The following is a 1,071-nucleotide window of genomic DNA, read 5'->3' on the forward strand; positions in this document are numbered from 1 at the left end:
TGAATGCTCATAGGGAGGTTTGGCGAATCAATAATTTTATAAACAAGTCGTTAGAGATAGGATACAGGAAACAAGAGGCTAGGTATTAATAATTCGGTGTTGGGGCTTGTACCCTAACTGACGATTGTATACTACCCAGCCCGAAACGGGAGCGGTTGTGGGGTGTAGAGTGTGGGGAGTGGGGAGCAGGGGGATTATATGGAAAAACCGATACTCCAGATACTCCATGTCCCCTCCAAGATTTGGAGGTCTTTAATTGGAGGGGGTTGATGCAAGAACTCCAATTGTCTTCCCCTGCTCCCTGCCCTCTGCTCCCTGCTCTCTCTTTTTGACCCAAGATGTGAGGAACTATTTTAAGTCCACTAGGTCTATTAAGTTTGTATTTCTGATCACGGCTCCTCAACACAGAATTTTTACTCATAAGTAATACACCTAAGAGCCGCACCAAAATCTAAAATTAAAAATTGATGATATAAATGTATTTGCAATTTCTGTAAAACCTTATGTCGGCAAAGTTCAAGTTGTGCTTAATTGTGATTTTCAGCATCTTTGCCACTGCTGCCACTGGAGTGTATATTTTGCTGCGCCAGCCTTCTACAGCTGTTTCTGGGATGAGCAATGGAGAAGTATACCAGTTAGCTTCAGCGACGCAAGGAAAAGAGACACAAGAAAATCCAGAGCGACTTAATTATAAACCTATACCTCTAGAAAGTATTAACTCTGCTCTACAAGGGAGCGATCCGGCTGACCTCGCCCTTAATGCTTTTAACAGCGTAGAATCCAACAGAATCCCTCTTAAGGTAGAGGTCGCTTATCCACAAACAAACCAAGCTATGGTGACTATTACACAACCAAAGCAAGGTAATAATTCCATTAGTGCAATCAAATATCGAGTTGAGTTAACAACTTTTGGGCGATCGCTCCTAGTTACCTCGCCCCGTATGTGGCAAATTGTTTGGGCTGGTTCCCAGGTACAGTGCTTACCTGGGAATAAGTTAAAAAATGCTAGTTGTTAGGGATTGGGGATTGGGGATTGGGGATTGGGGATTGGGGATTGGGGATTGGGGATTA

General features: G+C 43.4%; 1 protein-coding gene. It reads left to right on the plus strand.

Annotation, left to right across the window (positions count from 1 at the left end; translation table 11 throughout):
• Positions 1-503: 503 nt before the first annotated feature.
• Positions 504-1,016, plus strand: coding sequence for a hypothetical protein (locus G4P69_RS38800; protein WP_208355379.1), 513 nt, complete (start codon positions 504-506; stop codon positions 1,014-1,016).
• The last annotated feature ends 55 nt before the right edge of the window (positions 1,017-1,071 follow it).

The organism is Aetokthonos hydrillicola CCALA 1050 (assembly GCF_017591665.1).
In the GTDB taxonomy this organism is placed as follows: Bacteria; Cyanobacteriota; Cyanobacteriia; order Cyanobacteriales; family Nostocaceae; genus Aetokthonos; species Aetokthonos hydrillicola.